This window comes from Sinorhizobium sp. NG07B, assembly GCF_002532005.1.
Classification (GTDB): Bacteria; Pseudomonadota; Alphaproteobacteria; order Rhizobiales; family Rhizobiaceae; genus Sinorhizobium; species Sinorhizobium fredii_C.
Genome location: NZ_NWTD01000001.1, coordinates 1435531 through 1461119, shown reverse-complemented (window position 1 = coordinate 1461119; position 25589 = coordinate 1435531). Strand labels below are relative to the sequence as shown.

The following is a 25589-nucleotide window of genomic DNA, read 5'->3' as shown; positions in this document are numbered from 1 at the left end:
GACGATAGGCAGCGAAACTTAAGATTCCGCGAATGGACAGCACCTGCGCCCGCACCGCGTGCGTCCTTGAGAGCCGCGCAGCGAGTTTGCCGCGCGTCAAAACGCTTCCGACGCAAACACGTCCTTGAGTTTGCGCGCTTTGGACGTCAAAGCTCTACCACAGGGCGCCTCGACGGATTCGCCCGGTCCCGCCCAGAACGCCCTCAGCCAAGGTCATCGGGAATGCATTCCTCAGCCAATATCCGCGGCATCGCCTTCATGACGCTTGCCATGGCCGGTTTCTCCTGCAACGACGCCCTCGTCAAATCCGTCACGGGCGTCATGAACACGGGTCAGATCATATTCGTGCGCGGCTTGATGACGACGCTGATGATACTGCTAATCGCCCACCGCTTCGGCGCGCTACGCCCGGTTCGCACAGTCTTCAGGCCGGTGATCATGCTCCGCATCGCCATGGAGGCATTGGCCTCGCTGACCTACATCTCCGCTCTCGGTCACATCCCGCTCGCCAATGCCTCGGCGATCATGCAGGCCCTGCCGCTGGCGGTCACGCTCGGCGCCGCGCTGTTTCTCAGCGAGCCGGTAGGATGGCGGCGCTGGAGCGCAATCGTGATCGGCTTCGTCGGCGTGCTGATCGTGCTCCGGCCCGGGCCTGAAGGTTTTACGCCGGCCGCACTGACGGTCGTAGCCTGCGTCTTCTTCACCGCGACACGCGATCTCTGCACCCGCCGCATCGGCGCCGACGTGCCGTCGCTCTTCATCTCCGTCACGACTTCACTCGTGACGACGCTGATGGGTGCCGCGCTGATCGTCCCTTTCGGCGGCTGGCAGCCGGTATCCGCAAGTTCTCTGACCCATCTCGCCGGCGCCAGCGTGCTCCTCATGCTCGGCTATCAGACCATCGTGCTCGCCATGCGCGACGGCGATATCTCGGTGGTTGCCCCTTTCCGCTATACGAGCCTTCTCTGGGCGATCACCATCGGCATCGCCTTCTTCTCGGAGACGCCGGACCGCTGGATGCTGGCCGGCGTTGCCGTTATCGTCGGCTCGGGCCTCTACACTTTCTATCGCGAGAGCCTGCGCGGACCCCGACCGGTGGCGCAGCGCTCTCCCGGCGGGCCGCTCGAATAGAGGACGCTGAAGGATGGCCGGAAACACCGCGATGACGAGCCCCCGCCCGCCCGCAGTCATTCTCGCCGGCGGACGGTCGTCGCGCATGGGCAAACAGAAGGCGGCGGTCATGCTCGGCGGGCAATCCATGCTCGCCCGCGTCGTCGAGCGACTGTCGCCGCAAGCGGCCAGCATTGCAATCAACCTCAATGCCGATCCGGGCATCGCCTTGCCCGGCGATTATCCCGTCCTTGCGGACACGATGCCCGGTTTGCCCGGCCCGCTCGCCGGCGTGCTAACCGCCCTACGACACGCCGGCGAGATCGCGCCCGCGGCAAGCCATGTTCTGACGGTGCCGATCGATGCACCCTTCTTCCCGGCCACGCTTGCTGCTCGGCTTCAGGGGTCGCTGGTCACCGGAAACGAAATTGCCGTCGCCTGGTCTCTCGGAGAGATGCATCCGCTCTTCGCCCTTTGGCCCATCGCGATCGCCGACGATCTCGATGCCTGGATCCGCACCGATGAGAAACGCCGCGTCCGAGCGTTCATCGCCCGTCATCCATCGGTCGCGGTAGACTTCCCGCTCGCCGCGACGAAAGCGGGGCCGCTCGACCCGTTCTTCAACGTCAACACCCCGCAGCAGCTTGAAGAAGCTGAACAATGGCTGAACCGCCTCGAGGATTCCGAACCATGACCGCATCCAAGATTTTCGGCATCGCCGGCTGGAAGAACTCCGGCAAGACCGGCCTCATGGTCCGGCTTGTCAGCGAAATGACCCGGCGCGGCCATGTGGTGTCGACCGTCAAGCATGCCCACCACGACTTCGACATCGACAAGGTCGGAGCCGACAGCTATCGCCATCGCGAGGCCGGTGCTCACGAAGTGACGATCGTCTCATCGACCCGCTTTGCGATCATGCATGAATTGCGCGGCGCACCGGAGCCCAGCTTCGAGGAAATCCTGGCGCGGCTGGCGCCCTGCGATCTGGTGCTGATCGAGGGTTACAAGCGCGAACCGATCCCGAAGATCGAGGCTCGCCGGCTGGAATCGGCGAACCGTGAGCCGCTCGCGCCAACCGACCCGCATATCGTCGCGATCGCCGCCGACCACCCGGTCGCCGAGACCGAGCTTCCCGTCTTCGACCTTGACGACACGGCAGCGATTGCCGACTTCGTCGAGAGGACGACCGGGCTGCGGCGCTCGTCTTGGTCTAGATAGCCACCGCCATTTTGCCCCTCGTTCCTGAGCCTTGAAAAGTCTGGCTGCAGATTTCCGGGCGTTCAGCTAACTTGCTTTGCCGCCACTATTTTGCCCGGACGGATTTGGCGTGAGCTTACCAACGGCCCTAAATGGGTGGAGAGCGGTATTAGGCGCTCAGTGTTTCACAATAAAAGAAACTGCCGCTGTGTCGCAGGCGCGGCGACAGGCGGCGCAAGGGGCGGGCAGGTCCGCTGGTTCGCGGCGAATTTTTGAGATTATCTGCTAGACCGACGCTCTATTTGGCAAAGCAAACTCCTGCATCGACCTATTCTGGGTGACGCCCGAGCCAGCTCAGAGGCACATCGCTGGCTCAACCGCGAGGGCAGCATCGTCATTCAAAACATCTGGCGCCCCGCGCCGGGAAAGAATGCAATCGCCCTCGTCGATCCGGCCACCCGCGAACCAAATAAGGAACATGACATGTCACTGTTGATTACTATCGATACCGATCCGGACTTCACACCAAAGGACGCGGTCCCCGCACCGGAACGGCTCATTTCGGGGAATCCATTCTTCAAGACCTGGGCACAGGATGCCTCGAAAGGCGAGAAGGTGCTGACTGGCGTCTGGGAGGCGACGCCTGGCGAGCATCATTCGATCAAAGGGACCACCTATGAATTCTGCCATATCATATCGGGTCTCGTGGAAATCGAGGAGAAGGGCGGCGAGACGAAGACCTATCGCGCTGGTGACAGCTTCGTCATGAAGCCTGGTTTCGTCGGTGTTTGGCGCACGATCGAGACTGTACGCAAGATCTACGTTTGTGTTTACGAGTGACAGCAAAACTCAGGTGCGCCCGACTGTAGGCGCACCTGAGACTTCCAGATGAGGCGACTTCAGAAAACTCGACGCGGTTCGGCGCGCAGTGAGTGCTCGAAAGACGGCGTTCCCGGTGCTGTCATGCCGGCCGTGTAGCCGCCGTGGCTCGCGAGCATCTCCTGCTTATGCGGGGCCAATATCAGGCGCGATGTGCGCCAGGCATCCGGACCGGGCACACCATTCACTCGTTCAGGAAGCCGACGATGCCCTTGATTTCGGTAAACTCGTGCAGTCCGAACTTGCCGTATTCCCGACCGTTGCCGGATTGCTTGTAGCCACCAAACGGCGCGGCGCTGTCCCACGCGGAGCTGTTGAGGCGAACGGTGCCGCTCCGCAGCCTGCCTGCGAGCGCCCGCGCTTCCTTCGGATCCCCCTGAATATAGGCTGCGAGGCCGTAGGGCGTATCGTTGGCGATCGCGATCGCTTCCTCTTCGGTGTCATAACCGATGATCGACAGCACAGGGCCGAAGATTTCCTCCCGTGCAATCGTCATCTGATTGGTGACGCGGGCAAACACCGTCGGGCGCACGTAATAACCCGCATTGAGATGCGCAGGGCGGCCAGGGCCACCCGCGACGAGCTCCGCTCCTTCCGCGATGCCGCGTTCGATCAGCGCCTGGATCTTGTCGAACTGGGCGGCGCTTGCCACCGGTCCAAGGTCGGTGCGCGGATCCGAAGGCGGACCGACAACGAGCGCAGCCGCTTCCCTCGCGGCGATCGAGCTTGCTTCATCCATCCGCTCCGCCGGCACCAGCATCCGTGTTGGCGCAGTACAGGTCTGGCCGGAATTGCCGAAGCACCGGCGAATGCCAGCGGCGACCGCGGCTGCGAAGTCGGCGCTGCGCAGGATGATGTTCGGCGACTTGCCGCCGAGCTCCTGATGCACTCGCTTGACCGTCGGTGCCGCGGCCTGCGCCACGGCAATGCCGGCGCGGGTCGAGCCGGTGAAGGACACCATGTCGACGTCCGGATGGCTGGCGAGCATCGCGCCAACCGTCGGACCGTCGCCCTGGACGAGGTTAAAGACCCCCTTGGGCACGCCGGCCTCATCCATGATCTCGGCAAAGATCACGGCGTTGAACGGAGCGATCTCCGAGGGTTTGAGCACCATAGTGCAGCCGGTCGCGAGTGCCGGAGCGACCTTGCAGGCGATCTGGTTGATCGGCCAGTTCCACGGCGTGATCATGCCTACGACCCCGACCGGCTCGTGCACGATGCGGGTCGAGCCCTGCATGTATTCGAAGGCGAAGGTCTCGAAGGCCTTGATCGTTTGCTCGAAATGGGCAGCGCCGATGGCGGCCTGCTCGGCCCGGGCCATGGCGAGCGGCGCGCCCATTTCCCGCGAGATGATGTCGCCGAGCTCGTCATTGCGGCGCTTCAGGATCGTTACAATGCGCTTCAGCAGTTCGGCGCGCTCTTCCTTGGACGTCTGCGAGAACGAGGCAAAGGCCCGCCGCGCGGCCGCGACCGCTTTCTGGGCGTCGGCGGCACTGCCGATCGCGATCGTTCCGATTGGCTGCTCGGTGGACGGGTCGATGACCTCGCGGGACCTCGACACCGTGGGTTCGACCCATTCACCGTCGATATAGAACTTGTGGGCATGTTTCATTGGCGGCTCCCATGTATGGCGTCCTGCGTGCCATCGGCGGCGCGTTCCACGAATCCGGCGACAGCAACGATGGCTGCCTCCGTGTGCGGCAAAGCGGCCAGCTCGCCCAATGTTACCGGCTTAATGGGTGGGCGTAGCCGATAGTAACCGAGCTCTCCGGGCGCAACGCCACGGCATTGCGCCAGCAGCTCAACCGCGGTCAGTCCGCATAGCCGACCCTGGCATGGTCCCATTCCGCATCGTGTGAACGCCTTCATTTGGTTAGGGCCCGGCACGCCGAGCGCCGCAACTTTACGCAGCTTGCCGGCTGTGATTTCTTCGCAGCGGCAGACGATGGTGCCGTCGTCCTCGGGCACGCGAAACGTTTTGCCGGGCCGGAACCGATGCTCGATGAAAGTCCTGCCCCTGAAGGCTCGCGCGAGCCTCCGCGTGAGTTCGTTCCGGCGCTGTTCGTAGGCACCCTGGCCAATGCGATCCAGGTCGAGCGCTGCGGTCAAGCCCGCGAGCTCTCCTTGGTGAGCCGAGGCAACCGCTCCGACAATTCCCGCCGCATCACCGGCGATCGAAACCCCCGGAACCGAACTCGCGCCGCGAATGTCGACGGCTGGGCGGAAGGCTGCCAGGCGCTCGTCCCAGACGTAGTCGCACCCGGCTGCGAGCGCGAGATTGAGGTTCGGCGCGATCCCCTGGTGCAGAAGGAGCAGGTCGCCTTCAATGTGCAGGGACTTATCGCCGCGATGGACCCGCAGGGCGCTGAATTGTCCGGAACCGACCGCCTCGAGCGCGGTCACCCCGCGAATGACGCGGGTTCGTCGGTGAACGTCCAAGAGGAGCTTCAGGCCCTTGAGGGCATAGGGCGATGCGGCAAAACCAAGCAGATGAGGCAGGGCCGAGCGCCAGTTCCCGGCCGGCGTGGTATCGACGACCGCTATCACGGACACGCCTGCCCGCAGAAGTTGGCTTGCCAGTAAGTACAGCAACGGCCCGGTCCCGGCGAGGATGGTCCGCCCGGAGGGCACCAGGCCTGACGATTTCATCAAGATTTGCGCCGCTCCCGCCGCCATGACGCCGGGCATGGTCCACCCCGGGAAAGGGAACGGACGCTCGAGCGCGCCGGTTGCGAGAATCACCCGATGGGCGGCGATCGGCCGAGCGATGCCGCCGAGCGAGATCCCGACCTCGAGCGCATGCGCGCCGTCGCCAGTTTCCTCGTCAGCCGGCCCGACGCTCCACACCGTCGCCCGGCGGGCATAGTTCAAGTCTGCGCCCCGGAACCGCTCGATGAGCATCCGACCGGCAGCGTAGTCCGGCCCCATGCGCGCGAGATCGCCGTCCGAAGCCCGGTCGACCGACCGATAGATCTGGCCGCCAGGCGATTCATTTTCGTCGGCCAGCAATACGGCGAGGCCATGGGTCGACGCTTCGATCGCTGCCGAGAGGCCGGCGGGCCCTGCGCCAACGACGACGAGGTCATAGGCAGGCGCGAGATCGGCGGCCGACTGAATGTTCTGAATCATTCTTCCTGCCCCGGCATGGCCGCGCCATTCTGTGTTTCAACCCTCATGCCCTCCACCACGGTGGTCAGGCAGGCCTGCCGGTTCGGCCGGCCATCGATCTTGACCAGGCATTCGAAGCACACACCCATCATGCAGTAAGGACCACGGGCGGCGCCGGACACCGGGGTGCGCCGAGTGCTGCAATGTCCTGCGGCCAAGAGGGCAGCGGCGACGCTATCGCCCTGGCTGGCCATGGTCGGCACGCCGTTGAATGTGAATGAGACCGAGCTCTCTTTTCTGTCAGACAGCCGCCGGAACATGGAACCTCCGGGAATGAAATACGGAAAGATCCTCAGAAAGCGCCCCGGCCGAAATTTGCCACGGCAGGACCAGCGCATGGTTCGCCGCCAGCGTCACGCCGGAATGGCAGGCGACTGCAAACGCACCTGGGAACCGCTCCGATTGCTCGTAAATGGGGTAGCCGTCGGGCGTCACCACACGGAATGCGGCCCAGATCCGCACCGCCCTGGCGTCCCTGAGCAGTGGGAAGGTGCGTAGCGCGCGTTCGGCCAGAACTGCGGTGATTGGTCCTCGCGGTCGCTGGTGATCGATTGTCGCCTCCTTGCTCTCACCGATCAGCACAGAGCCCTCGTCTGTCTGCCGCAGATAGCCGGTGGCATGGCTGAGGAAGGGCTTCAGCCGCTCCGTGACGATGATCTGGCCGCGGCTGGGCGAGAGCGGAACGCTCAGCCCAACCATCGGGGCCAGCGCGGTATTGCCGATGCCGGCCGCAAGCACGATCTTGCCGGCACGGAGCCTCCAGCCTTCCCCAGCCACTTCGAAGCCGCCGGCGCGATGGCGGATCGCAGTCGTCTTGCGATGCGGTAAATAGTGAACGCCACGCTGCTGCAGCGCCTTGTGAAAGCCAGCGAACAGCCGCAGCGGGTTTGCGTGTCCATCGAGCGGGCTGAAAATCGCGCCTGCCACTGTCTCGCCGACGAGGGGCAAGCGGCGGCGCGTCTCCGCCTGGTCGAGTATCTCATATTCGAGCGGCGGCGTTCCTTCCGCGTCCATTCCTTGTTGGTCGGCGAGCCTCGCCATCGATGCGATCCCGCGTTCCAGTTCCGTTGGCGTGAGCCGAATTGAGAAGCCGCCCGACTGGACAAAGCTGGTATCGATACCGGTTTCGGCTTTGAGTTCGGCTGCCAGCCGGTGCCAGTTCGCCGTCGAGGTTCGCGACCACCGCGAATAGGCGGCGTTGCCGAGGCCCTTGCTTGAGCTCCATACGAGACCGAAATTCGCCCGGGCGGCCCGGTTTGCCACATCGCCCTCGTCGAGGATTGCAACCCTTTGTCCGCATCTCGACAGACCCCAGGCTATCGATACCCCTACCAGCCCGCCGCCGATGACGATTACGTCGTAATCCATTCCGCTTGCTTCCCTCGGCGCGTCACCCCAACGGCTTTCTCCTGTTCTGCCCCTCAGATCGCGCCGACTTTGACTTTCGAACCATCAAGGAGGCGCGACAGGCGGAAAGGGGTGGGGTCGACACAGGGTGTATCATTGGCAACCAGGTCGGCCGCCAGGCGGCCGATACCGGGGCCCAGGCCGAAGCCATGGCCGGAGGCGCCCGCTGCCAGGTAGAGACCTCTCACACCGTCGGCCGGCGAGATGACCGGCACCGCGTCCGGCGTGAAATCCACGTAGGCTCCCCAACTGTCGGCGACTTCGACTCCCGCCAACGCAGGAAACTGCTCCGTGACATGTTTCAAGATAGCCGCGATGGTGCGGCGGCTCGGCGGCGGGTCGAGAACGCGCATCCGCTCGAAGGCCGTCGGTTTGCTCTTGTTCAAGCTTCCCAATGCCTCCGGACCCTGGAGGAAGGATTTGCCGATGCCGAACTGCACCGCTTTCAGTCGCTTCATGAACATCGGCATGAACCAGCGGGCGTAGCGAATGCCTTGCGGGGTGATATCGAGCATCGCCCTGCCGCTGATCGCAAGCGTGTAGCTGCCATCCAACCGGCGTGTCAACGCACACTCCGGCGTATAGATCGCTTCGCCCAGATCCGCTGTCGGCCGCGTACGAAGCGCCGTCTGGCGCACGCTCGCCTGCGGAAACAGAACTCCGTGCTGGCGACAAAACATCGACGTCCAGGCACCGCCGGCGCAGAGAACGGCTTGTGTCCGGATGAGCCCCTTTTCGGTGATCACCCCCGTGACCGCTCCATTTACCAGATCGAGGCCGCGGGCAGCGCATTCCTGGTGGATCGTCGCGCCGAACCTGCGCGCGCCGTTCGCGATCGTCGGCGCGGCGATAGCAGGCTCGCCCTTGCCGTCATCGATCGAATGCACTCCGCCCAGCCATCGGCGGCCGTTCGCCGGAATTGCGGCAGCCGCTTCCTTGGCGCTCAGCATCTTCGTATTGACGTTGAACTGGCGGGCCGTCTCGCGCCATGCTTCCCATTCCGCAAGCTGCCGGGGATTGTCTGTCGCGTAAAGCAGGCCGCATCGACGGAAGCCGACGTCCTCTCCGATTTTGGATTCAAACTCACCCCATAGCCGCAGCGCGACACCCGAAAGCGGCAGCTCGCGCTCATCCCGGTTCTGTTGGCGGCACCAACCCCAGTTGCGGCTCGACTGCTCGCAGCCGACATGGCCCTTTTCGACCAGAGCGACGGAGAGCCCCCGCTCCGCCAGAAAGAAAGCTGCCGTTGCACCAATGATGCCGCCGCCGATGACGACAACGTCGGCCTTGGCCGGAAGCTCTTGATCGTTCTGTATGCGTTTGACAATTGGAGACATGGGGCTGACCTGAACTGATTTTGACGGCCGATCTATACGGCACTGTTTCCTGCCCCTCCGGCAGGAAACATCTGAGGCAACGACGAAGCTACCGAAGGAAGGCGATCAGCATGCATCGAATAGAAATGCAGGCACGGCAGAAAATTTCGTTTTCGGCCGAGCGACAGTCACGTATTCGACGGCCGAATGGCTAAGTTACAGAGCATCGTCTGACGACAGTGGTTTTGAATCGGCTTCCGGTCGAGTACGACAGCTGCCGCGATCGGCTTCATGTCGCCCCTGCTGTTACAGGCCCAAATTGAAGAGCGTGCGCAATCAAAAACAGAGATGAAGCCATGACTGCAGACACTCATGAGTCCCCTGCGCTCGCGATGATCCATACTGTCCCCGGGATCATCCCCGCGTTTAATGAACTCGTTGGCCTCCATCTGCCCGGTTGGCGGCCGTTCAACATGTTGGATGAGAGCCTGCTGGGGAACACGATCCGCGAAGGCACGCTTTCACTTCAGACCATGCGAAGGCTTGCGACTCACATTTGGTCGGCGGTGGATGCGGGGGCTTCGGCTGTCCTCGTCACCTGTTCCTCGCTCGGCCCTGCAGTGGATGCTGCAGTGCCGCTCTGCCCCGTACCCCTCTTCCGTATAGATGACGGGATGGCGATTGAGGCGATCCAGCGCGGCAATCGAATTGGCGTCCTTGCAACTCTGGCTACAACAATGATCCCCACAACCCAGTTGATTGAACGCCATGCTCATAGGATGGATCGTAACGTTTCCGTCACCAGTCGTCTTTGTGAAGGAGCCTTTGACAAATTGCGTAGCGGTGACAGGGCGGCGCATGATGCGATGATACGTGAAGGCCTCGGTTCGCTCGTGGGTAGTGTCGACGTGGTTGTTCTTGCTCAAGCATCAATGGCAAATGCCCTAACTGAGATGAGCGAGACGTCGGTGCCAGTACTTACGAGCCCTGAACTCGGTGTGCTGCACATGTCCTCCGCACTAAATGCGCGCTCCCGCGTCCAGGAAAGTGCGCAAAGTTAGGCAGGCGTTGGCCGGATTTCAGCAGTCCCGAACAGCCCGCCTTGAAACTGCGCGATCTGATCGCAAAGCAGGCGACGGTTATAGTGGTGTCGTGTCATCTTTCGAGTCAGAACCGCGTTTAACGAGATGGAAGGTGATCTCGGCCAATTGACCTCCTGATCAACAACGCGAGCAGCGCAGCTTCACCGACGTGGGAACTCTCCGGGAAGCGTCCATCCAGCAGCCGCCTCATTGTCCGCTTTTTGGAACCGCACTGCACATTCCCATCGGTATTGGTGAACGCCAGCTTAGGGTCGACTTTGGCCCTCAGCAATGCGATACAGGGGCGCGAAGCCGCCATCCGGCATCTTGCGCATTCGACTTCCGCTCCCTCGAACCTCAGCGCCTGGGTGCTCGCTTACTTTTCAGCGGCCTTCAAAACTCGCTATCACGCGGTAGTTTCTAGCAATCCAATCAAGTTACCTCGCGCGTAGCGCCTATTGTCGACATCAGACCGGCAGCCCGGCCTGTTTGCGCAAGCTCTTGTCGAACGCCGATTCGGGGACCAAACGGCGCAGCAAGCCAACTTGGCCGGCCAGCTTTCCCGCGGTGTAACGTCTTCTAGGCGCCTTGGCCGTTGCCGCTTTGACAACGGTCTCTGCCACGACCTCGGGGTCGTCGCCCCTTTCCACGCTCTTCCGCATCTGCACTTCCATGTCAGCGCGCACCGCGTCGTAGACAGCAAGCGAGCGATCAGGCTTGGTCAGGTTTTCCTCGAACGCCGTGCGGGTAAAGCCTGGCTCGACCAGCGCCACTCGAATTCCGAACGTGCGCAGTTCGTGATCGAGCGATTCGGAATAGCCCTCGACGGCATGCTTGGTCGATGCATAGAGAGCATTGTAGGGCGACGGGATCAGCCCCAGAATGGAGCTTATGTTGATGATCCTGCCCTTTCCTTGGCTCCGCATGATTGGCAACACCGCGTTGGTCACCCGGAGAACTCCGAAGACGTTCACGTCGAACAGCGCTTGTGCCTGCGCGATTGAGGACTCCTCTGCGCCGCCGAGCAAGCCGATGCCGGCATTGTTGACAAGCAGGTCTATGCGTCCGGCCTCGGCGAGCACCTCATCGATCAGCTTCGCCACAGACTCATCGTCCGTTACGTCACAGGTGAGCATGGTGATGCCGTCAGTCCCTCCGGCGGCCGCACGACGGCTGGTCCCGAAGACTCGAAAACCCGCCCGCTGAAGGGCTTTGGCGGTAGCGTGCCCGATGCCGGTCGATGCCCCAGTGACCAGGGCGACACCAAGATTGGCTTTGTTCATGGAGATCTATTTCCTTCTTTGTGCTGAATTTCGTTTCGTTGTCGTTGAGGAGACGAGACTTCAATTGCGGCGCGATCCGACGCCCGCCAGCGTGTCCGTCCAGCGTCGGAACAAGGCGCTGGCGTTAACTCCGCCGAAGCCGAAGCCGTTGGAGATCGCGTAGTCCATCTCCATTGGCCGAGCCTGGTTCGCAACGATGTCGATCCCGTCGCCGGCCGGATCGGGAGCGTTCAGGTTGAGAGTCGGCGGGGCCACCTGGTCCTTAAGCGCCAGGATTGTGAAGATGGCCTCAAGCCCGCCGGCAGCTCCGAGCAGGTGCCCGGTCGCCGACTTCGTTCCGCTGACAGCGACGCTGAAATCGGTGCCGAAGACCCTCTTGATCGCGGCGATTTCTCCCAGGTCGCCAATTGGCGTCGAGGTCGCGTGCGCATTGAGGTGGCGAATCTCGCGCGGTGAAATTCCGGCCTGGGCAATCGCGATCTCCATGGCGCGGCGCGCGCCGTCGCCGTCCTCGGGACCGGACGTGACGTGGTGGGCATCCGCTGTCGTGCCGTAGCCGACGAGCTCGGCGAGCGGTTTCGCACCGCGCGCAAGCGCGTGACTGAGCGCCTCGATGACCAGGATGCCGGCGCCTTCGCCCATGACGAAGCCGTCACGCAACATGTCGAAGGGGCGTGAGGCCCGATCAGGCGTTTCATTGAAGCCGGTCGAAAGAGAGCGTGCCGCGGCAAAACCACCGAGGCTGACGATATTCATGCACGCTTCCGTTCCGCCGCACACGGCGATGTCGGCCTCATTGGCGCGGATAAGACGAGCCGCATCGCCGATCGCCTGAATGCCGGCCGCGCACGCGGTCACCGGCGCGCCGATCGGCCCTTTGAAACCGTAACGGATGGAAATCTGTCCAGCTGCCAGGTTCACCAGGAATGACGGCACGGTGAACGGTGAAAGACGCCGGACACCGCGCTGATCGACCGTTCGCACCGCCTCAGTTATGGCCGGAAACCCGCCGATGCCCGACGCGATGATCGTCGCGGTCCGGGTCCGGTCATCTTCCGAACCCGGCTTCCATCCCGCCTGCGCAAGCGCCTCTTCTGCCGCCGCCAATGCGAAGAGAATGAACCGGTCTACCTTGCGCTGATCCTTTGGAGCAAAGACGGTATTCGGATCGAAGCCTGCATCGGGGTCTTCTTCCAGGGAGGGCACCGTTCCACCGACCTTCGCCGGCAGGTCTCTCACGATATCATCCGCAAGCCGCCGGATGCCCGAACGGCCAGACAAGAGCCGAGACCAGGAAGTCGTCACGTTGGCTCCGAGGGGGCTGACGGCTCCCATCCCTGTGATAACGATACGACGCATGTGATCTCCGACTGTCATTGTGTTTCATCCGTCTGCATGCCGAGCAGACGCTCGATCGGCATTCATTTTGGCAATCGTCTCGTCCGGGTGTTCTGGGGCCGTGCTTCAGGGCGAGCGGGCAAGAATCCGCGAACCCAACGTGCGAACGCATGACGCCATTGGCGGGAAGTGGACATCTCACATGTCTCTTGCGGAGGCGGCGATCCGCCGAACTTCGTCCGCGGCTGCCTCGAGAAAGCGCTGCGACATCTCTTCGTCATTCAAGATACGAGAGATCGTCACGGCACCCACCATCAGCGACAGCATCGCCATGGCCCTGCCATAGCCTTTTGGACTTTCCGCCTTCGGCATCAGTTCGTTGAGGATCTGCAGATGCGCTTGAATGCCATCCTGGAACGGGGCTCTCACTTCCTCGGTTTGACGCGCAGCATCGGCGCCAAGTGCCACCAAGGGACAACCGTCGCTCTTCTCTTCGCGGTGGCCAGTTGACAGGTAGAGCTCGATAACGGCCTCAAGGGGATCAGGGCTTGCCGCAGCAATAGCCGACCATCTGCGGGTCGCGTGCTCCATCGCCCGCCTTGAGGCCTGTGCCGCAAGATCGTCCTTGGATTCGAACTGCTTGTAGAATCCGCCCTGCGTGAGGCCGGCCCCCTTCATCAGATCCTTAAGTCCGATGCCATCAAAGCCGTGCTCTCGAAAAAGCCGGCTCGCCACGTTGATGACCGCTTCGCGATTTGCCTCCGCCTGGGCTCGACTAACTCTCATGATCGGCCTCCAATTAGATTTCACTTGACATCTATATCACTTTTAGATTTAGATCGCAATCTAATTTAAAGCAGCGCCCGTCAACAAGGGTCATCTGACATGAAGCGCAAATTTCTTCTCACATCGATCGGCCTTGTCGCTGCAGCCGGGGGCGCGGCATATGCGTTCATCGTCGAACCATCGGGAGTCGAGGCGGCAGCCGCAGATCCTCGCGTCGCGCCGCCGCTCGTGAGCCTGGTGGAAGCGAAAAGGCCGGAGACGGCCCAGCGCAGTTTTACAGGCACGATCGCGGCCCGGGTCGAGAGCAACCTCGGCTTTCGTGTACCCGGCAAGATCATCCAACGCTATGTGGACGTCGGCGAGCAGATCAGGGCCGGTCAACCCCTGATGCGCATCGATGAGACCGATCTCCGTCTTGCGCTTACGGCAAAACGCAATGCAGTCGTCGCAGCTCGGGCTGTCGTGGTCCAGGCGGAAGCGGACGAAAGGCGTTACGCCGCGCTGGTGAAAGGCGGATTGGCCGCGACGCCCCAGCGCTATGAGCAAGCAAAGTCTGCACTCGACACTGCTACCGCCCAACTTGCTGCGGCGGAAGCGGAAGCGAAAGTCGCAGAAAACGAGGCAACCTACTCCCTGCTGGTTGCCGACAGCGATGGAACCGTTGTGGAGACGCTTGGGGAGCCGGGGCAGGTCGTCGCAGCCGGACAGACCGTGATCAGGCTTGCCCAAGCTGGACCTCGTGAGGCGCTTGTTTGGCTCCCGGAATCTCTCCGCCCGCAGATCGGCGAGATAGCCGGGGCCAGTATCTACGGAAATGAAAGCCGGCAAGACAAGGCACGGCTTCGTCAGATCTCTGATGCGGCTGACCCTCGAACCCGGACCTATGAGGCGCGCTGGGTGTTGGACGGCGCCGCAGCGTCAGCCCCGCTTGGCGCGACAGTTACGATCAAAATCTCCAATGGCAGTGGGCAAACGCATGCAGCGGTGCCCGTAGGCGCCGTTTTGGATGACGGCAGCCGAACCGGCGTCTGGATCTTCGATGAAAAATCTTCGACCGTCCACTTCCGACAGGTGGAAATCGAACACATCGGCGAAGAGATCGCAGTGGTTTCCAGTCTGAAGGCAGGCGAGCCCGTCGTCGCTCTGGGAGCGCATCTGCTGCAGGACGGCGCGGGTGTGCGTACAGGCGTGCAAAAGGCAGAGGCGGCAAACTGATGACCTTCAATCTTTCCGCACTCGCCGTCCGCGAGCGAGCCGTCACCCTGTTCTTCATCGTCCTTTTGGCTGCCGCCGGCGCCTATGCCTTCGTCAAGCTGGGACGAGCTGAAGATCCTTCGTTCACCATCAAGACACTTACCGTGACGTCCGTCTGGCCGGGCGCGACCGCGCGTGAGATGCAGGATCTTGTCGCTGAGAAGCTCGAGAAACGCATTCAGGAACTCACCTGGTACGACCGGGTCGAGACAACAACCCGGCCGGGATACGCGTTCTTGACCGTCACGTTGAAGGACAGCACGCCGCCCAGTGCAGTTGAGGAAGAGTTCTACCAGGCACGAAAGAAGCTCGGAGACGAAGCCCGCAACCTTCCCCAGGGCGTGTTCGGCCCGTTTGTGAATGACGAATATTCGGACGTCAGCTTCGCGCTTTACGCGCTCAAGGCCAAGGGTATGCCGATGCGTGACCTTGTGCGGCAGGCCGAAACCATTCGCCAGGATCTCCTTCATGTACCCGGCGTCAAAAAGATCAACATACTGGGCGAACGGCCGGAGCAGATTTTTGTCGAGTTCTCCTATGCCAAGCTGGCTACTCTCGGGATCTCGGCACAGGACATCGCAGCCGCTTTGCAGCGACGCAATACCGTGACCCCGGCAGGATCGATCGACACGCGCGGGCCGCAGGTTTTCATTCGGTTCGACGGTGCCTATGACAGCATCCAGTCGATAGCCGACACGCCGATCGTTGCAGCCGGACGCACGCTGAAGCTCTCAGATTTTGCAGAAGTGCGCCGCGGCTATGAGGATCCGGCCACCTATCTCATTCGGCATGACGGCGAGCCCGCCATCATGCTTGGGGTTGTGATGCAGCAAGGCTGGAACGGCCTCGAACTCGGAAAAGCGTTGGAAGAACGATCTTCCGCGATCGCTCAAACCCTGCCGCTCGGCATGACGCTTGCGAAAGTCAGTGATCAGGCAGTCAACATCCAGGAAGCCGTCGGCGAGTTCATGCTGAAATTCGCAATGGCACTCGGCGTCGTGCTGTTTGTCAGCCTCGTCAGCCTCGGTTGGCGCGTCGGTATCGTCGTCGCTCTCGCAGTTCCGCTGACGCTCGGTGTCGTCTTCCTCATCATGCTGGAAACCGGGCGCTTTTTCGACCGCATTACACTCGGCGCGTTGATCCTGGCGCTCGGTCTGCTCGTTGACGATGCCATCATCGCCATTGAGGTCATGGTGGTAAAGATGGAAGAAGGCATGGACCGCATCAAGGCGGCCGCCTATGCCTGGAGCCATACGGCAGCGCCCATGCTATCCGGCACACTCGTGACGATCATTGGGCTGATGCCGGTGGGATTCGCCCGATCCACCGCCGGCGAATATGCAGGCAACATCTTCTGGATCGTCGGATTCGCTTTGATCGTCTCATGGTTCGTCGCGGTCATTTTCACGCCCTACCTCGGCGTCAAGATGCTGCCCGCAATCAAGCCAGTGGAAGGCGGCCATCACGCCATCTACAACACTCCTAATTACCGGCGCCTTCGTAGTCTCATCGAGTTCGCAGTCCGTCACAAATTCTTGACGTGCGGTCTCGTCGGCGTTGTCATGGCCGTCTCCGTCCTCGGCATGGGGTCCGTAAAGCAGCAGTTCTTCCCGACCTCGGACCGTCCCGAGGTTCTTGTGGAAGTTCGGCTGCCTGAAGGCACGAGCATCGAGACGACCACGGCCACCGTCAAGAAACTCGAACGCTGGCTGCAGGACCAGCCCGAGGCGAAGATCGCGACCAGCTACATCGGTCAGGGTGCGCCGCGTTTCTTCTTCGCCATGGCACCGGAATTGCCGGATCCCGCATTCGCCAAGATCGTGGTGCTGACGCCCGATGCCCATGCACGCGAGGCTTTGAAGCATCGCCTGCGGGCAGCCGTCTCCAGTGGCCTCGCTCCCGAAGCCTCCGTGCGTGTCACACAGTTGGTGTTCGGTCCCTACACACCGTTCCCGGTTGAGTTCCGAATCATGGGCCCGGATCCAGATCAGTTGTACAGGATTTCCGAGCAGGCCCTCGCCATCATGAAGAGTGTGCCGGATGTTCGCCAGGCGAACCGCGACTGGGGCAATCGCACGCCTGTTCTGCGCTTCATTCCTGATCAAGAGCGATTAAACCTGATCGGCCTTTCTCCTGCAGAGGCTGCTCAGCAGATGCAATTGCTGCTGAGCGGGGTACCCATCACGCAGGTTCGCGAGAATATCCGCCACGTGCCTGTCATCGCACGCAGTGCTGGCGAAAACCGCCTTGATCCGTCGAGATTGGCAGATTTCTCGCTGATGAGCAGGGATGGCCGACCAATTCCGCTCGACCAGATTGGCCACTCCGAGGTCCGCTTCGAGGAGCCGATCATGAAGCGCCGTGACCGCACTCCGGTCGTCACCATCCGCTCTGACATCAACGAGGCGACCCAGCCACCGGAAGTATCGCAGGAAATTCTGAAAGCTCTTCAGCCATTGATCGCCACGCTTCCTGTCGGGTATCGGATCGAAATGGGCGGAAATATCGAAGAGTCCCTCAAGGCAAATGTCGCACTCGTCCAGATTTTCCCTGCCATGATTGCCGCCATGCTGATCGTCATCATCCTCCAGGTTCGGAGCCTGTCGACGATGACGATGGTGATGCTGACGGGGCCGCTCGGTCTTGCCGGGGTGGTTCCGGTGCTGCTCCTCTTCAATCAGCCGTTTGGCTTCAATGCCATTCTCGGGTTGATAGGTCTGGCCGGCATCCTGATGCGGAACACCCTGATATTGACGGAGCAGATCAAGGAGAACCAGGCGGCCGGTCTCGATGACTATCATGCGGTTATCGAAGCGACTGTGCAGAGGACGAGGCCCGTCATCCTGACAGCCCTCGCTGCAGTCCTCGCCTTCATCCCGCTGACCCACTCGGTGTTCTGGGGATCCATGGCCTATACCCTGATCGGCGGCACGGCGGTCGGCACGGTGCTGATCCTGCTGTTCCTGCCGGCGCTCTACGCGGCGTGGTTCCGGATCAAGCCGACTGCAGATGAGATCCATGAGGTGTCGACGGAGGAGCCGAAAGTACGCATAGCGCTGGCGGCCGAGTAGTGCCCGGCCGCGGCTGAGACCGGTCAGCCGCCGCGCGCCGGCCTTGACTGAACACGACACACGGCCGGCCCGCGTTCACAGCGCTTACAGGATGATCGTCCGGCTGGGTCCGGCAGATCCGTTCATCCGCTCTGGAGACATTCATGAATTATCCGGACCGACCGGGAACTTATACCGACAGTTTGCGGGCGCGCATCCTGGACGTGGCGGAAGAGCACTTCCACCGCATCGGTCATCAGAAGACATCGATGGCCGACATCGCCACCGAACTCGGCATGAGTCGAGCCAATATCTACCGCTTCTTCCCTTCCAAAGATGCGATCAGCGAGTCCGTCTGCGGCCGGATTTTGAGCCGGGCCGCCAACGTGGCCGTTGCGATCGCGAGCAGGAACGTGCCGGCCTTGGAGAAGCTCGAGCAGATCCTGAGCGCGGTTCACCACCACAATAAGATGCAGTTGACCGGGGAAAAGCGCATGCATGCCCTTGTTGCGACGGCCGCGCGGGAAGACTGGCCGGTCATCAAGGCGCATGAGGAGCGGATGATGACGATCCTGGAGGCGATCGTCCGCGAAGGCAAAGAGGCGGACGAGTTCGAGGTCGAAGATCCCGCTGAAACGGCGTGTGCGGTCAACACCGCGTTCACGCCGTTCTTCCACCCGATTCTGATCGAGCACTCTGTTCGACGCGGCGAAGACACCGAAGCGGCCCTGCGCGAGCAGTTCCGCTTTATCCAGAAAGCTCTCGGCCAAAGGTTGAAGGGATCGGGACTATTTGAGGAATGCACGAACCTCTCCGTTTATGTCGCCCGCGGCGAAGCGTGGCCCGCATACAAGCGTGCTTTCGACGCCCAGTTGGCGGTTTTCACCGCCGCATCGAGCGGCTGACCAAGGTTCGCTCTGGGGCGTGTACGCAGCGGCTTCAAACGTACGCACCCTCGACGACAGCAACGGGTCGACAGCCGAGTTCTGCCACTCCGAGGCTCGTTGAAACTTCACGGCGCACCTCAAATTGCTGCGGCTCAGATGTCTTGCGGCAATCCCCGGGGAGATGAAAATTGATTCTCTGATGCGCCACCAACAAAACGGGGCCGGCAAACCGGCCCCGATCAAAAACATGGCATTCGTCCGCGCTGTTAACGCTGCGCGACCGGCCGCACCAGCGGAGTGACGCGGCGGATCGTGACGCGGCGGTTCTCCTGCTCGGCCTCCGGGGTACGGATCTTGAGGAACCGCTCGCCATAGCCCTGTGTCACCAGGTTTTCCGCCGGGACGCCGTAGACCTCGGTCAACAGCACCGCGACCGACTCGGCACGCTCGTCGGAGAGCACCAGGTTCGACCGGTCGGATCCGACGGCATCCGTGTGACCCTCGATGAAGAAGGTTTCACCCGGATCCTTCTCGAGGACCTTGTTCATTGCATCCGCGACACCTCGCAGCGTCTTTGCCTGCGTCATCGACACTTCGGCACTTCCAGTTGCGAAATGGATCGTGTCGAGATCGATACGACGCACCTTGTCGCGCAGGCGGGCGGAGTTGCGGACCTCATCGATCGTGTAGACGCGCTCGACCTGCTCGACCGGCGGCTCGGACAGGAACTCGTAGTAATCCCGGTCCGGATCCTCGGCCACATCGACGATGTACTCGTCGACCGGAATACTGAGCCGCATCGGCGGCAGTTCGTAGCCGACATCGACGATCGCCGGCCGATCCTCTTCATACTCCGGCGTATACATCATCACATATTCATTGCCGTCCCGATCGACGCGCGTGCGCGTCAGGATATCGCCGTAGCGATTATAGACGGTAACGATCTGGTAGCCGCCGGGACGAACGATCGTTTCGCGGACACGGCCACCCGACAGATTGTCGTAGTAGGACTCCTCCGAGTTCAGCCGCAGACGCGGCCGGTCGTCGCCGCGCACGAAGATGCGATCTCCGACGCCGAGGATCACCCGGTCGTCCACCTGTTCGACCACCTGCACTTCCGTCACGTTGTTTTCGGTCGTGTTGTTGACGGTGGTATTGTTGATGACCGTGTTATTGACGACGGTATTGTTGACGATGTTTGTCGTCTCCGGAACGGCAAAGGCCGGGGCTTCTTCGACCCGCTCGCCTTCCTCCTTCAGCACAGCCTCGATCCGTTGCGAAAGTTCCTCCTTAGACTCCACTGGGATCGCCGCCTGCGCCTGCGCGGAAGCATCGTCGGTTGGAGGAGCTATGCTTTCCTGCTTCGCGCGCAGTTCCTCGCGCTGCTTGCGCCGGGCTTCGCGCGACTGGTTGCCGCCGGAAGTGTCAGCGTCCTTATCGCTATCGAGAACGGCAGCGCCCTTTTCCACTGGAAGCACGACCGTATCGTCGGAAGCCGCCGGATCCTCGGCGATCTTCTGCTTCTCTTCCACGGTGCGCTCATCGACCACCTCGGGAGCAGGCTGACCCTGGGGCTGCTCGCCCTGAAGCTGCTCTGCCGTTGCGGGTTGTTCCGTACCGGGGACGGGCTGCTGCTCGCCTTCGCCCGTCTGTTGGGCCGGAGCCTCGGTCGCCGGCTGCTCGGCGGTCGTTCCACCGTCAGGCACGACAATCGGCTGCTCGGCGGCTTTTTGCTCCTCCGTTTGACGCTGCTCTTCAGCCTGCTGCTGGCGCTTCTTGCGGGTGGGCGCCTGTTCTTCGGCCTGTTGCGGAGCACCCTCCTCGGCGGCTGGCTGCTGCTCTTCGGCCTGCTGCTGGCGCTTCTTGCGCCTTGGCGTTTCCTGCTCCTCGGCCTGCTGCGGAGCGGCCTCCTCAGCGGCGGGCTGCTGCTCTTCGGCCTGCTGCTGGCGCTTCTTGCGCCTCGGCGTTTCCTGCTCCTCGGCCTGCTGCGGAGCGGCCTCCTCGGCCGCGGGCTGCTGCTCTTCGACCTGCTGCTGGCGCTTCTTGCGCCTCGGCGTTTCCTGCTCCTCGGCCTGCTGCGGGGCAGCCTCCCCGGCCGCGGGCTGCTGCTCTTCGGCCTGTTGCTGGCGCTTCTTGCGCCTTGGCGTTTCCTGCTCCTCGGCCTGCTGCGGAGCGGCCTCCTCAGCGGCGGGCTGCTGCTCTTCGGCCTGCTGCTGGCGCTTCTTGCGCCTTGGCGTTTCCTGCTCCTCGGCCTGCTGCGGAGCGGCCTCCTCAGCGGCGGGCTGCTGCTCTTCGGCCTGTTGCTGGCGCTTCTTGCGCCTTGGCGTTTCCTGTTCTTCCGCCTGCGGCTGCCGTTCTTCCGCCTGCCCCTGGGACTCCTCCTCAGCGGCGCGCTGCTTGCGCTTCTTCAGCAGCAGCAAATCCTCGGGTGACGGCTGTTCGGCACCTTCCTGCGCAACTTCGAACGGTGCCATCAGGCTGTCGGCAAGCGCGGGCTGGACCGCAAGAGAAGCCGCAAATACGGGCAAGGCGACCGTTGCGAAAAGTTTGGATCGAATGGACATTGTCTTCCTTCCTCTTGTGGCTCGGCGGCCTCGCCCGCCGCGCCACAGTTCAAGCCGCATCGCATCGGCATAGGGCCATGACCCGCGGTTCCGACATTTTTGTGTCGGTCAAAAAATCCGTAGTCGAACTCCTCAGCCACGGATCGGTTCCGCCCCCAGGGCTATCGAAGCCGACATTAACCGTTCATGAACGGTTCGATCTTCCGCCTCCTCAACCTCAGCGACCGCAAGAAGGGGCATCTCGCGTTTCGCGGTGGGCGACGCCGCTTTCCTGTTGATTTTTACAGGAAAAGCGTACGAATATCGCCGCAACCGGCGGGCAGCTCCTGCCGGCGCTATTTGGCATCCGCGCACAAGAACAGACCGGATGCCGGCCAACAGAGAGGATAATCATGCGTATTTCCAGACGGATGGTAGCTGCCGCATCGGCTGCCGTTTTCGTGCTCATGGCGAGCTCCGCCATGGCGGAAGGCGAAAAGGTCGTGATCGGCACCGAAGGCGCTTACCCGCCCTTCAACAATCTCGAGGCGGACGGCTCGCTGACGGGCTTCGATATCGACATCGCCAAGGCCCTTTGCGAAGAAATGAAGGCCGAATGCACCTTTGTGACCCAGGATTGGGAGGGGATCATCCCGGCGCTGATCGCCAAGAAGTTCGACGCGATCATCGCCTCCATGTCGATTACCGAGGAACGCAAGCAAAAGGTCGACTTCACCCACAAATACTACAACACGCCGCCGGCCATCGTCGTGCCGAAGGATTCGCCGATTACCGAGGCCACCGGGGCAGCGCTCGAAGGCAAGGCGCTCGGAGCGCAGGGCTCGACCACCCATTCAAACTATGCCGAAGCGCATATGAAGGGTGCGGACATCAAGCTCTACCCGACTGCGGACGAATACAAGCTTGACCTGATCAACGGCCGCATCGATGCCGCCATCGATGATGTCGTCGTGATCTCCGAATGGCTGAAGACCCAAGACGGCGCCTGCTGCAAGCTGCTCGGCACGCTGCCGGTCGACCCGGCCATCAACGGCGAAGGCGCCGGCATTGCGGTCCGCAAGGGCGACGATGCGCTCCGCGAGAAGTTCAACAAGGCTATCGAAGCCATCCGGGCCAACGGCAAGTACAAGGAAATCAACGAAAAGTACTTCCCGTTCGACGTTTACGGCAGCTGATCGCCGCGCATTCTGAGAAGATCCGGCAGTGATGTCGGCTAAGTCTCGGTTGATGAAAAAATGCACCGGTGGATGGGCTTGCCCTTCCACCGTTTTTGTTTGACAACAAATCGAAAAATATGCGCCTCAGCGCCAAATAAGAACGGATAAGGGGAATATAGAGGCATGAGCGGATTGTTTGCCGCCTTGTTCTCCGGCCTTGCCTGGGTCGTGTCGATGATCGACCCATTCTGCGGGCCGGCCGGGGTCTTTCGTTGGTTCGGTTCCGGCACACTCCTGGCGTGCGGCGATACCGGCTGGGGCGACGAGATCGCCTATGGATTCCTCGTGACCGTGAGCCTCGCAATGGCCACCCTGCCCCTCGGGCTGGTGATGGGCTTCTTCATCGCCCTCGCAAAGCAATCGAATGAACGGACCCTGCGGCTTTCGGCCAATATCTACACCACGATCTTCCGGGGCCTTCCGGAACTCCTGACGCTCTTCATTATCTATTACGGCCTCCAGATTCTCGTCCAGCAATTCCTGGCGACGCTGGGTTATGACGAGCCCGTTCAAATCAACGCCTTTGCCGCCGGCATGGTCGCGCTTGGCGTCGTTTTCTCCGCCTACTGCTCGGAGGTGCTGCTTTCCGCCTTCAAGGCCATTCCGCAGGGTCAGTACGAAGCGGGCGATGCGCTCGGTTTTCACCGTGGCAAGACGATGCTGTTGATCATTCTGCCGCAACTCGTGCGTATCGCCCTTCCGGGTCTCGGCAATCTCTGGATGGTACTGCTCAAGGACACTGCGCTCGTTTCGGTCGTCGGCCTCCCCGATATTCTCCGCCAAACCGGCATTGCCGCGCGCGTCACCAAGGAAGCATTCCAGTTCTACGGCATCGCCTGCATCCTGTTCCTCATTTTGGCAATGGTCTCTTCCATCGCCTTCGCGGCGCTCGAGCGGCGGACCAAACGCGCGGAGATGCAACGATGAGCATTGCCGAAACCCTGATTCCACCTCAGGCCCCGCCCCCGGCTCCGCCGAAAGCCTACACCCTGTCGCGCTTCGTCGGCAGCGTGACGCTTGGTATCTGGCTGGCCCTCGCTGTCGGCATCTTCTTCTCCGTCGTCGAGGGTTGGGACCCGGACAAATTCTCGCGCTACGGATCGAGCTTCCTGTCCGGCCTCGGGGTGACGCTGATGCTCGTCACCTCGTCGATCCTGATGGGCGCCGTCCTGTCGCTGCCGGTCGCGCTCGGGCGGATGTCGAAGCACAGGCTCTGGTCCTGGCTCGCCTATGCCTATGTCTATTTCTTCCGCGGCACGCCGCTGATCACGCAGCTCTTCCTCGTCTATTACGGGCTCGGCAGCTTCCGCCCGCAACTCGACGCGATCGGCCTGTGGTGGTTCTTCCGCGACGCCTGGAATTGCGCACTCTTCACCTTCACCCTGAATACCGCCGCCTACCAGGCCGAGATCCTTCGCGGTGCCATCGAAAGCGTCCCGCGCGGCCAGCATGAAGGTGCCGCCGCCCTTGGCCTCCCGCAGCGCGTCGCCTTCTTCAAGGTCATCCTGCCGCAGGCGATGATCGTGGCGCTGCGCCCCTACGGCAATGAGATCATCCTGATGATCAAGGGTTCGGCGATCGTCGCAATCGTCACGGTCTTCGACCTGATGGGAGAGACCCGGCGCGCCTTTTCCCGTACATTCGACTACCAGATGTATGTGTGGGCGGCAGCGCTGTATCTCGTGATCGTGGAGGTTCTGCGCAATATCTGGGGCTGGCTCGAAGCTCGCTTGACGCGCCATCTGAAGCGTTGAGTCCCAGCGGTGCGTAGCAAACCGGCTTGGCAGCACTCGTTTATCTTTGCTGCCAAGCCTTTGTTTTTTCAATGTTAATTGCGCCACTACGCCGATATTAGGTATTGATTAACAAACTAAGCGCTTCATCATAGTGACCAACCTTTGTCAGAAGCGAGGTCCTTGATGACAAACGACATGGAACTGCAGCTGAAGGGTTATGGCCTGACGACGGCCCAGATCCTCTACCGGATGCCCGACCACCCCGCCCTGTTGCAGGCCTATATCTGGCAGCATTACGATATCGCCCCGGACTTTCCGGAAATGCGCGGCTTTCTCAAGTTCTGGCAGGAGAAGCTGGATGGGCCGCTGCATTCGGTCCGCTATGTTCATCGCAAGCTGATATCGGCGACGGAATGGCGGGCACTCAAGGGCGAGCTCATCCTGCACTGATAATCTTGCCCGCCGTCGCGGCGGTCAGACGTGCACCTCGCCATGGGCAAGTTCGCCCTCGTGTTCCTCCTTGCGGAGCGAGCCGTAGGCCACCACGGCGTAGAAGAGCGAAACGCCGACCATGACGCTCCAGCCCGGCAAGAGACCGAGCGCAGCATTCTCCGCAAAGTCGGTCCATGACCGCACATGGCCGAAGGGTTCGCCGTTCGAGGAGATCTTCGGCGAGGATATCTTCAGCGCCCAGGCAAGCAGCAGGATCAGGTACATCCAGCAGTAATTGCGTTGCAGCCGGCGGCAAACCGCTTCCTTGTAGGTCATTAGGAAGGCCGGCCTGCGGAGGCTCTTGGCAATTGCCGCCGACCATTTGAAACTCTGCGTGCCTTCCGGGGCAAGGATCTGCGCGAAATAGCCGCGTTCGAGCTGCCGCACACGCGCGCGATACACATCGAAGAATCGGTAGCGCCTCGCTTCGATCAGCAACAGCAAGGTAATCAGCAGCATCGCAAAGAGCAGCACGCCATGATGCGACGACGGCGTCGACAGCGACACGGAAAGCATTGCCGCCACGACGGTGATTGCCCAGTTCGATGTCCGGTCGATGCGATCCCGCCAGCCGGCCATGCGCCCCATTTCCCCGCGATAATAATGCACGATCGTGTTGATCGTCTCCTGCGATGACTGCGGCAGAGGTGGACCCTGCCTCTCCGGCATCTCCGTTTCCAATGTCAGCGGGCTCAGTTCGGCGGACATCAGCATCCTCCCGATTTCTCATGCTTTTCATGATCATGACTCCAATCGCTTTCGGGATAAACCCGCCAGGCGGCGCGCCGGCGAATTCTTGAGCAGATGCTAAACGGGGCCCGCA

General features: G+C 61.9%; 22 protein-coding genes. 12 read left to right on the top strand and 10 right to left on the bottom strand.

Annotated features, from left to right (window positions below; all coding sequences use genetic code 11):
• The first annotated feature begins 222 nt into the window (after window positions 1-222).
• The 4 genes from CO664_RS07050 to CO664_RS07035 all read left to right on the top strand — a co-directional run bounded on the left by CO664_RS07050 (window position 223) and on the right by CO664_RS07035 (window position 3147).
• Window positions 223-1131, top strand: coding sequence for a DMT family transporter (locus CO664_RS07050; RefSeq protein ID WP_097524895.1), 909 nt, complete (start codon window positions 223-225; stop codon window positions 1129-1131).
• Between the two features lie 13 nt (window positions 1132-1144).
• On the top strand, window positions 1145-1804 hold the full coding sequence (mobA, locus tag CO664_RS07045; RefSeq protein WP_176536507.1) for a molybdenum cofactor guanylyltransferase MobA: 660 nt from the start codon (window positions 1145-1147) through the stop codon (window positions 1802-1804).
• A complete protein-coding gene (gene mobB / locus CO664_RS07040; RefSeq protein WP_097524896.1) occupies window positions 1801-2328 on the top strand; it encodes a molybdopterin-guanine dinucleotide biosynthesis protein B in 528 nt (175 codons plus the stop codon). Before mobA ends, mobB begins: the two co-directional genes overlap by 4 nt.
• Before the next feature lie 462 nt (window positions 2329-2790).
• Window positions 2791-3147 carry a cupin domain-containing protein gene (locus CO664_RS07035; RefSeq protein ID WP_037424240.1) on the top strand — a complete coding sequence of 119 codons (357 nt, stop codon included), beginning with the start codon at window positions 2791-2793 and terminating at the stop codon, window positions 3145-3147.
• Between the two features lie 223 nt (window positions 3148-3370).
• Here CO664_RS07035 and CO664_RS07030 read toward each other — a convergent pair whose 3' ends face one another.
• Genes CO664_RS07030 through CO664_RS07010 form a run of 5 tightly spaced genes read right to left on the bottom strand, consistent with a single transcriptional unit; the run spans window position 3371 to window position 9098 of the window.
• Window positions 3371-4798, bottom strand: a complete 1428-nt coding sequence (locus CO664_RS07030) for an aldehyde dehydrogenase family protein (RefSeq protein WP_097538257.1) — start codon at window positions 4796-4798, stop codon at window positions 3371-3373.
• The gene (locus CO664_RS07025; RefSeq protein ID WP_097524898.1) at window positions 4795-6315 is read right to left on the bottom strand and encodes an NAD(P)/FAD-dependent oxidoreductase; all 1521 of its coding nucleotides are present in this window, start codon (window positions 6313-6315) and stop codon (window positions 4795-4797) included. The genes CO664_RS07030 and CO664_RS07025 overlap by 4 nt, the downstream gene beginning before the upstream one ends.
• Window positions 6312-6614 carry a (2Fe-2S)-binding protein gene (locus CO664_RS07020; protein WP_097524899.1) on the bottom strand — a complete coding sequence of 101 codons (303 nt, stop codon included), beginning with the start codon at window positions 6612-6614 and terminating at the stop codon, window positions 6312-6314. Before CO664_RS07020 ends, CO664_RS07025 begins: the two co-directional genes overlap by 4 nt.
• Entirely contained in the window at window positions 6595-7722 is a 1128-nt protein-coding gene (locus CO664_RS07015) for an FAD-dependent oxidoreductase (RefSeq protein ID WP_097538256.1), read from the bottom strand. Before CO664_RS07015 ends, CO664_RS07020 begins: the two co-directional genes overlap by 20 nt.
• A gap of 53 nt (window positions 7723-7775) precedes the next feature.
• Window positions 7776-9098, bottom strand: a complete 1323-nt coding sequence (locus CO664_RS07010; protein ID WP_097538255.1) for an FAD-binding oxidoreductase — start codon at window positions 9096-9098, stop codon at window positions 7776-7778.
• A gap of 335 nt (window positions 9099-9433) precedes the next feature.
• Between CO664_RS07010 and CO664_RS07005 the strand changes: the two genes are divergently transcribed.
• Complete coding sequence (locus tag CO664_RS07005) at window positions 9434-10138, top strand: aspartate/glutamate racemase family protein (RefSeq protein ID WP_097538254.1); 705 nt, start codon at window positions 9434-9436, stop codon at window positions 10136-10138.
• Window positions 10139-10626: 488 nt separating this feature from the next.
• Here the strand turns inward: CO664_RS07005 and CO664_RS07000 are convergent, their stop codons facing one another.
• The 3 genes from CO664_RS07000 to CO664_RS06990 form a co-directional block, all read right to left on the bottom strand.
• A complete protein-coding gene (locus CO664_RS07000) occupies window positions 10627-11442 on the bottom strand; it encodes an oxidoreductase (protein ID WP_097524902.1) in 816 nt (271 codons plus the stop codon).
• 60 nt (window positions 11443-11502) lie between these two features.
• Window positions 11503-12801, bottom strand: coding sequence for a beta-ketoacyl-ACP synthase II (gene fabF, locus CO664_RS06995; RefSeq protein WP_097538253.1), 1299 nt, complete (start codon window positions 12799-12801; stop codon window positions 11503-11505).
• 177 nt (window positions 12802-12978) lie between these two features.
• On the bottom strand, window positions 12979-13566 hold the full coding sequence (locus CO664_RS06990; RefSeq protein WP_037424223.1) for a TetR/AcrR family transcriptional regulator: 588 nt from the start codon (window positions 13564-13566) through the stop codon (window positions 12979-12981).
• Between the two features lie 99 nt (window positions 13567-13665).
• Here CO664_RS06990 and CO664_RS06985 point away from each other — a divergent pair, with 99 nt between their 5' ends.
• The 3 genes from CO664_RS06985 (at window position 13666) to CO664_RS06975 (ending at window position 18775) form a co-directional block, all read left to right on the top strand.
• The gene (locus tag CO664_RS06985) at window positions 13666-14781 is read left to right on the top strand and encodes an efflux RND transporter periplasmic adaptor subunit (protein ID WP_097524905.1); all 1116 of its coding nucleotides are present in this window, start codon (window positions 13666-13668) and stop codon (window positions 14779-14781) included.
• On the top strand, window positions 14781-17891 hold the full coding sequence (locus tag CO664_RS06980) for an efflux RND transporter permease subunit (protein ID WP_097538252.1): 3111 nt from the start codon (window positions 14781-14783) through the stop codon (window positions 17889-17891). The genes CO664_RS06985 and CO664_RS06980 overlap by 1 nt, the downstream gene beginning before the upstream one ends.
• A gap of 143 nt (window positions 17892-18034) precedes the next feature.
• Window positions 18035-18775: a TetR family transcriptional regulator gene (locus CO664_RS06975; RefSeq protein WP_097538251.1), complete on the top strand. Its 741-nt coding sequence runs from the start codon at window positions 18035-18037 to the stop codon at window positions 18773-18775.
• A 248-nt stretch (window positions 18776-19023) separates the two neighbouring features.
• Here CO664_RS06975 and CO664_RS06970 read toward each other — a convergent pair whose 3' ends face one another.
• A complete protein-coding gene (locus CO664_RS06970; RefSeq protein WP_097538250.1) occupies window positions 19024-21321 on the bottom strand; it encodes an OmpA family protein in 2298 nt (765 codons plus the stop codon).
• A 392-nt stretch (window positions 21322-21713) separates the two neighbouring features.
• Here CO664_RS06970 and CO664_RS06965 point away from each other — a divergent pair, with 392 nt between their 5' ends.
• The 4 genes from CO664_RS06965 to CO664_RS06950 all read left to right on the top strand — a co-directional run bounded on the left by CO664_RS06965 (window position 21714) and on the right by CO664_RS06950 (window position 24724).
• Window positions 21714-22496 (top strand): ABC transporter substrate-binding protein, encoded by a 783-nt coding sequence (locus CO664_RS06965; RefSeq protein ID WP_097538249.1) that lies wholly within the window; start codon window positions 21714-21716, stop codon window positions 22494-22496.
• Between the two features lie 165 nt (window positions 22497-22661).
• Window positions 22662-23465, top strand: a complete 804-nt coding sequence (locus CO664_RS06960) for an ABC transporter permease (RefSeq protein ID WP_037424199.1) — start codon at window positions 22662-22664, stop codon at window positions 23463-23465.
• Entirely contained in the window at window positions 23462-24292 is an 831-nt protein-coding gene (locus tag CO664_RS06955; protein ID WP_097538248.1) for an ABC transporter permease, read from the top strand. The genes CO664_RS06960 and CO664_RS06955 overlap by 4 nt, the downstream gene beginning before the upstream one ends.
• A 165-nt stretch (window positions 24293-24457) precedes the next feature.
• Window positions 24458-24724 carry an usg protein gene (locus CO664_RS06950; RefSeq protein WP_037424194.1) on the top strand — a complete coding sequence of 89 codons (267 nt, stop codon included), beginning with the start codon at window positions 24458-24460 and terminating at the stop codon, window positions 24722-24724.
• 24 nt (window positions 24725-24748) lie between these two features.
• Here CO664_RS06950 and CO664_RS06945 read toward each other — a convergent pair whose 3' ends face one another.
• Window positions 24749-25474 carry a DUF2270 domain-containing protein gene (locus CO664_RS06945; RefSeq protein WP_097538607.1) on the bottom strand — a complete coding sequence of 242 codons (726 nt, stop codon included), beginning with the start codon at window positions 25472-25474 and terminating at the stop codon, window positions 24749-24751.
• Window positions 25475-25589 lie beyond the last annotated feature (115 nt).

Bases quoted from the DNA above. Each gene is read 5' to 3' on its own strand.
- mobB (WP_097524896.1), top strand. From the start codon at position 1,801: ATGACCGCATCCAAGATTTTCGGCATCGCCGGCTGGAAGAACTCCGGC.
- CO664_RS06985 (WP_097524905.1), top strand. From the start codon at position 13,666: ATGAAGCGCAAATTTCTTCTCACATCGATCGGCCTTGTCGCTGCAGCC.
- fabF (WP_097538253.1), bottom strand. From the start codon at position 12,801: ATGCGTCGTATCGTTATCACAGGGATGGGAGCCGTCAGCCCCCTCGGA.
- CO664_RS06945 (WP_097538607.1), bottom strand. From the start codon at position 25,474: ATGTCCGCCGAACTGAGCCCGCTGACATTGGAAACGGAGATGCCGGAG.
- CO664_RS06975 (WP_097538251.1), top strand. From the start codon at position 18,035: ATGAATTATCCGGACCGACCGGGAACTTATACCGACAGTTTGCGGGCG.
- CO664_RS07005 (WP_097538254.1), top strand. From the start codon at position 9,434: ATGACTGCAGACACTCATGAGTCCCCTGCGCTCGCGATGATCCATACT.
- CO664_RS06960 (WP_037424199.1), top strand. From the start codon at position 22,662: ATGAGCGGATTGTTTGCCGCCTTGTTCTCCGGCCTTGCCTGGGTCGTG.
- CO664_RS07020 (WP_097524899.1), bottom strand. From the start codon at position 6,614: ATGTTCCGGCGGCTGTCTGACAGAAAAGAGAGCTCGGTCTCATTCACA.
- CO664_RS06970 (WP_097538250.1), bottom strand. From the start codon at position 21,321: ATGTCCATTCGATCCAAACTTTTCGCAACGGTCGCCTTGCCCGTATTT.
- CO664_RS06955 (WP_097538248.1), top strand. From the start codon at position 23,462: ATGAGCATTGCCGAAACCCTGATTCCACCTCAGGCCCCGCCCCCGGCT.
- mobA (WP_176536507.1), top strand. From the start codon at position 1,145: ATGGCCGGAAACACCGCGATGACGAGCCCCCGCCCGCCCGCAGTCATT.
- CO664_RS07010 (WP_097538255.1), bottom strand. From the start codon at position 9,098: ATGTCTCCAATTGTCAAACGCATACAGAACGATCAAGAGCTTCCGGCC.
- CO664_RS07030 (WP_097538257.1), bottom strand. From the start codon at position 4,798: ATGAAACATGCCCACAAGTTCTATATCGACGGTGAATGGGTCGAACCC.
- CO664_RS06990 (WP_037424223.1), bottom strand. From the start codon at position 13,566: ATGAGAGTTAGTCGAGCCCAGGCGGAGGCAAATCGCGAAGCGGTCATC.
- CO664_RS07000 (WP_097524902.1), bottom strand. From the start codon at position 11,442: ATGAACAAAGCCAATCTTGGTGTCGCCCTGGTCACTGGGGCATCGACC.
- CO664_RS07050 (WP_097524895.1), top strand. From the start codon at position 223: ATGCATTCCTCAGCCAATATCCGCGGCATCGCCTTCATGACGCTTGCC.
- CO664_RS07025 (WP_097524898.1), bottom strand. From the start codon at position 6,315: ATGATTCAGAACATTCAGTCGGCCGCCGATCTCGCGCCTGCCTATGAC.
- CO664_RS06965 (WP_097538249.1), top strand. From the start codon at position 21,714: ATGCGTATTTCCAGACGGATGGTAGCTGCCGCATCGGCTGCCGTTTTC.
- CO664_RS06980 (WP_097538252.1), top strand. From the start codon at position 14,781: ATGACCTTCAATCTTTCCGCACTCGCCGTCCGCGAGCGAGCCGTCACC.
- CO664_RS07015 (WP_097538256.1), bottom strand. From the start codon at position 7,722: ATGGATTACGACGTAATCGTCATCGGCGGCGGGCTGGTAGGGGTATCG.
- CO664_RS07035 (WP_037424240.1), top strand. From the start codon at position 2,791: ATGTCACTGTTGATTACTATCGATACCGATCCGGACTTCACACCAAAG.
- CO664_RS06950 (WP_037424194.1), top strand. From the start codon at position 24,458: ATGACAAACGACATGGAACTGCAGCTGAAGGGTTATGGCCTGACGACG.